At 62.7% G+C, this 4,879-nt stretch carries 3 protein-coding genes, 1 tRNA gene and 1 pseudogene; 1 reads left to right on the top strand and 4 read right to left on the bottom strand.

What is annotated here, in order from left to right:
* Window positions 1-640: cutinase family protein (locus QOC69_RS33040; protein WP_526446705.1), on the top strand; the 640-nt coding region annotated here is incomplete at its 5' end.
* Window positions 641-714: 74 nt separating this feature from the next.
* Here the strand turns inward: QOC69_RS33040 and QOC69_RS33035 are convergent.
* The 4 genes and pseudogenes from QOC69_RS33035 to QOC69_RS33020 all read right to left on the bottom strand — a co-directional run bounded on the left by QOC69_RS33035 (window position 715) and on the right by QOC69_RS33020 (window position 4,873).
* Window positions 715-778 (bottom strand) — tRNA-Cys (locus tag QOC69_RS33035).
* Between the two features lie 1,072 nt (window positions 779-1,850).
* Window positions 1,851-2,136: pseudogene (locus QOC69_RS33030) on the bottom strand (helix-turn-helix domain-containing protein); the annotation flags it as partial.
* Between the two features lie 859 nt (window positions 2,137-2,995).
* The gene (locus tag QOC69_RS33025) at window positions 2,996-3,799 is read right to left on the bottom strand and encodes an alkaline phosphatase family protein (protein WP_526446704.1); all 804 of its coding nucleotides are present in this window, start codon (window positions 3,797-3,799) and stop codon (window positions 2,996-2,998) included.
* A 432-nt stretch (window positions 3,800-4,231) separates the two neighbouring features.
* On the bottom strand, window positions 4,232-4,873 hold the full coding sequence (locus QOC69_RS33020) for a hypothetical protein (protein WP_526446706.1): 642 nt from the start codon (window positions 4,871-4,873) through the stop codon (window positions 4,232-4,234).
* Window positions 4,874-4,879 lie beyond the last annotated feature (6 nt).

The raw sequence follows: 4,879 nt of genomic DNA, 5'->3' as shown, positions 1-4,879 counted from the left end.
CGTCGGGCGCGTCGGCCAGGCCCTCGTGGACTCGCTGCGCCAGCAGACCGGCATGAACATCGGTGTGTATGCGGTGAACTACAAGGCAAGCCTCCTCCAGTTGCACACCGACGACGGCTCCAAGGATGCCGTAGCGCACATCAAATCCATGGCCGACAAGTGCCCGAATACGCCGCTGATATTGGGCGGCTACTCGCAGGGTGCGTCGGTGATCGACATCGTCACCGGAGATTCGGTGGGGGGCCTCCTCAGGGGCACTACGCTGCCGGCCCAATACGCCAACAACGTCGCGGCAGTCGTCACCTTCGGCAATGTGGCCGACCGCACCAAACAACCGATTACCACCCATAGTGCGCTGCTTGGTTCCAAGGCGATGGATCTGTGCAACCCCAGCGACCCGATCTGTCACGAAGGCCCCGGCAACGAATGGAGCGGGCACACCGAGGGATACGTGCCCATCTACACCGACCAAGCGGCGAGCTTCGTCGTCGCGAAGCTGTTGGGGGTTGAGTCTCCTACTACGTCAGGGCCGTACGCGACGCCCGGGCCATATGCGACGCCCGGGCCGTACGCGACGTCGGGGCCTCCTGCGACGGTCGCACCGTCTACGTCGGCGGAAGGGCCCACTGCTTTCCACTGACTGCTTTCCACTGACGGGCTCGATCAGCCGAGTAAAGAACGTTAAGCATCTACGAGGCAAAACAGCCTCTGAAGTGGGGCGGGCGGGGCTCGAACCCGCGACCAATGGAAGTGCTGTCCACTGTTCTCGCCGACTCCCATTAGAGCCGCTTATCGTTTGTCCCTCAACGGTTTTCATACATCGAGAGTTGTTGCCAATTCCCGTTGAATCCCGACGATTCCCGCGCATATTCACCGAATAAGCGCCGACTGAGTTATCGGGCATCCTTCGACCGATAGCCCTACCCATCGCCCAAGCTGGGGCCGTTGGTCGAAACTGGCGGGCGGCCGTTGGCGTCAGTCGCGCAGTCGACGCTGAACGCTCGAACAGATCGAACAACTATTGTCAGTGCGCTGTGCCGTCGTCCACCGGATACGCCTGGTCGGCCAGAACCGAAACCCATCGGGGAAGGTCGTGTCGGCGTTGCCTATCGGTCAAGACGAGCCCGAGCCGGAGAAGAAGTCGTGGTTCTCGTCGGGGGCCAGGCCAGGCATCCGAAAATGCCTCTAGCTGGGAGAACACATCACAGAGACTCACACTCAGACAGGCAGTTTGGTGGGCAAGTGTGGGCAGAATGTGGGCACGAGGTTGCCGGACTCTCTCGAACAGCCAGCGGCGCTCGCATGGCGAGCACGAACGGTCGAGCGAAATGGATCGTCGAGACGCCAACTGTGGCAATGCCGCACTCGGCTGGTGTGACGCGGCCCATCGACCGATGGGCGTCGGCCATCCGGCACTTTCGATTCCTGCCGGGGGCACGACCACGTAATACCTGCTCAGAGGCCTTTTTGGAACTCATCCATAAAAGAGGCGTGCGATTAACGTGCGATTGCATCGCGGCCTTGCCAGCGGCCGGCAAACTGCTGCTCACGGTCAGGTCGAATGCAGGTCGCCCCGGCGTGCGGATCGCCCCCGAGGGCTGCCGACTATCACACCGCCCGATCCCCCGCGCTGAACGCGGCGACTTGCCGACGGCTGTGCAGGGGTTCGAGACGGCAATCCCGAGAACTCGGCCGGGGCGGGATGAGAACTAATTGCCAGGCCGTCCCTTCAGCGCCCGCCCCGGCTAAACCCTCGTCAGTCGACCTGGCCGGCTCTGCTTGCGTCGACCAAGTTAATCCCGCGAGATGGCGGCTGTGATGTTGCTGGGGTTTTGCTGCCGCTAGGTCAGTCACTCTTCGCCGTCGTTGCAATCGGCGAGTACCCGATAGACGGTGGCACGGCTGACCCCGAGCGTGGCAACGATGGTGCCCGCCGACTCACCGCTGGCGTGCATCCGTTGCGCGAGGGCCATTTTCGGCTGGTCCAGCGCCTGGGCCGACCGATGGACTGCCCGCGTGCCCGGCGAGCCTTACGGGCTGCTGCGCGACGTTCCCGGCAAGCTCCAACTCCAATTCGGCAAGGCTCGCCAGAACGCCGGCCACCATCCGACCCGTCGCGTCGATGCCCACGGTCAAGACTGCAAAGCGGTATACGCGGGTTCGAATCCCGTCACTCGCTCGTACGACTGTTTGCAGTCGATTTCGACATATGTCGGCTGCTTCACCACATTGGCTGGTGGAAGGGACTTTATCCCAGTCTTCTGGTACCGAGATGTTACGACGCGAGTTGGCTGCTATCGACGACTGGTGCGTACCGGGTGCGTACCGCAGGGCATGTCAGCAAATACGGTCTGAAAAGGCCTCAGAGTGACGCGAAGGAAGGCCTAGTGCTTAACCGCCCAAACGTGAATCGTTGGCCGGTGGGCCGCTGTAGAGGGCAGTGATCGGCGTGTCGGGCTGTAACCCATGACCTCTTCGTCCCGAACGACGCCACCAGCGGGTTTGGCGATGACGACGGCGCTGGAAACGTTTGAGCTGCCACGTCAGACGGTTGATTCCGTTGGCGAGGTAAGAGTGCGAACGACGCTACTGCGGACTCACTGCGGACCGAAGGGGCTATGGGCTCAGGACCTCCGGCGGCTTTACGAGGGCGGGAAACACGAACAGGACGGCGAGTGGGCCGAGGATGAGCAGGGCTGAGACGGTAGTGGAACCATTGAAACGGGTACACAGCGCCGTCGACGGAAAAGCACGAAAATCGTCTCGGCGATGCAGAAGCACGCGAAGAACAGGACCAGTCGCAGTCGCGGCAACGCACTGTGCAGCGCGGCTGGGTCCGCCGTGACTCCACGGTCAGGGAGAAGGCCGAGGTCGCCTGCTGGGCGTTTTGGCGGGGTCTATCACTCGTAACGCCTGACGCGAGACCTCTCCCATCCAACGACTGTTACAGCGAGTCGTCACACCTTTTCTCAGCCAACCGGCCTGGCGCAGACACCTAGGCCCAGATGTCGCTGATTGCAGGAGCATTGGCGGCCAGCCCTGTCAGCGACAGGCCGTACATCTGCTCGACGGTCGACAGGACGTTGTAGTGGCTGATGGGCTCGTTGTAGCTGCCTGGCTTGACGTGGGCGCCGTAGATGACCGTGGCGATCTGGTTGTTCGCACTATTGTCGTCCTCATCGAAGGTAACGATTAGCAAGCTGTTGTTGGCCGCCGCCCAATTCGCGTAGCGCGACATGTTGGACGCCAGCCACGCGTCGCCTTGTGCGATGGAGCCGTCGTGCATGTCGTTGTCCAGATTGGGGATGACGAACGACACGGTTGGAAGCGTGGCGTAGTCGGGCCGCGCGTTGAAAGCGCCGAACGGCAACGAGTCTGCGGCAGGCACGCTCCGGAAGTTTGCCCACGGGACATGCTTGCGGGCGTATTTACCGGCGCTGCAGACAAGTGAGCCGGTCGCGGGTAGGTCTTCGGAGAACCCCCCGAACGAATATCCCGCCGCGAGCAGTGCCGAGCCGAGATTGGGAGCGGCCCCCGCGTCGACCGGACACGCGTCCGATGACACGCCAAACGTACCACCGGCGAATAACGCGAGATAGTTCGGCTCACTAGGGTGGGCGACAGCATATGCCTGGGTCATCAGGGCGCCATCCTTGGCCACCGAATTAATGAACGGAGCTGCGTTGTTGCCCACCACACCCCCGCTGGGTTTGTTCTCCTCGACGACGATCACTACGTGCGAGGGCGTCGGGATTGCTGCAGCGGTGGCGACGGGTGCATACAGCGCGAGCGCGACCACCGCCGCGGATGTTCCGACAAGAACCCTCACGCCCGGAGTTTAAGCGTGGTTGCGATGGTGCTGGCCGACTCGCCGCTGTCGTGCATCCGGATTCGAACCCCTGACCTACTCGATGCGAACGAGACGACTTGGGAGTTTGTTGCCGTTGACCGTGTTGAGTGCCTTAAGAATTAGCAGGTCAAGAGGTTGGCGACGTTGGCTAGTGGCGACCGTTGTCGGATCTACTGCGGACGCACTGCGGACGGCGGGACCACCTGGCCAGACTTCATCGGAGAGAGAGCGGGCGCTGGCCGTACGAGGCGGTGCTACAGACGCTTATGGGGGCACCCCCACCCCTTGACGGAGGTCTGTGGACGAGGATTTTCCGGGCGCCTTCGGCTCTTGTCTCGGGCGCGTCCTGCGCCGGGTTGGACACTCGACGAAATCATGGGCTCAATCGTGGCTAGCGCGCTGCGTGTTGATGAGTCCGTTGCGGAGCAAAATCAGGACGCTGACGACCAGCACCCAGGTGGGAAACGCCATCGTCAGCCACATGCTCACGTCGCCCGCGATCAGCAACGCCACCGCCACCAGATAGCTGACGACGACCAGCCAGCGCGGCATCAGCCCCGTCTTGAGCCAGATGGTGGCCAGCGAAATCATGAACACCGCCGCCATCCGGATGGCGTAGGTCTTGCTGGCCGACACCACGATCATCTTTCCGAAGCCGATCGTCTCGGCATGCGCGGCCGCATCGGTGACGCCCGTGTTGCTGGCGACGAGCGCAGCGGCGACCGCGGTCGCGACGAACATCATCGCCAGAAATAGCAGACCGCTGCCCAGGAACACGGTCGCGAAGAACCGATCCTCGTAGCGCCCGAAGCCGTCGCGCACGACTGCGATGAACCACAAGAAGCTGATCCCGGCGAACGGCATCAGCTTCGTCGCGGTCAGAATGGCGCCGCGTTCGGAGTCCAGCCACTGCGTCGAGTCGCCCAACCCCTCGGGCATCTTGATGCGGATCAGAATCAGCGTGGCGCCCATCAGGAGGGAAAACATAACCCCGGCCACGGCCGCTGCTCGCGGTGTCGTCAAGTGGCG

The organism is Mycobacterium sp., assembly GCF_032162105.1.
Taxonomy (GTDB): Bacteria; Actinomycetota; Actinomycetes; order Mycobacteriales; family Mycobacteriaceae; genus Mycobacterium.
Note: the sequence above shows the minus strand (reverse complement) of the source record. Positions and strands in the feature narration are given on the sequence as shown.